1 rRNA gene is annotated in these 269 nt (G+C 58.0%); it reads right to left on the bottom strand.

Annotated elements, in window-relative coordinates:
• Window positions 1–269 (bottom strand): 23S ribosomal RNA (locus QMF38_RS09600); the annotation flags it as partial.

The following is a 269-nucleotide window of genomic DNA, read 5'->3' as shown; positions in this document are numbered from 1 at the left end:
CGTGTCCCGCAGTACTTGGGGTCTGTTTCACGCTCCCCTGTGCCTTTCGGATACCGGGCTCTCACCGTCTCTGGCCGGCCTTCCCATGCCGTTCTCCTAAACACAAGTTCGCGCTGGCTACCTGCAGCTCGCCCTAACAGCCCCGCTACCCCGTATACGCATCGACTGCAGTCTGTACCACGTATACGGTTTGGGCTCCTCCGCTTTCGCTCGCCACTACTTACGGAATCGCGTTCGCTTTCTCTTCCTCGAGGTACTTAGATGTTTCA

This window comes from Alicyclobacillus hesperidum subsp. aegles, from assembly GCF_027923525.1.
In the GTDB taxonomy this organism is placed as follows: Bacteria; Bacillota; Bacilli; order Alicyclobacillales; family Alicyclobacillaceae; genus Alicyclobacillus; species Alicyclobacillus aegles.
Note: the sequence above shows the minus strand (reverse complement) of the source record. Positions and strands in the feature narration are given on the sequence as shown.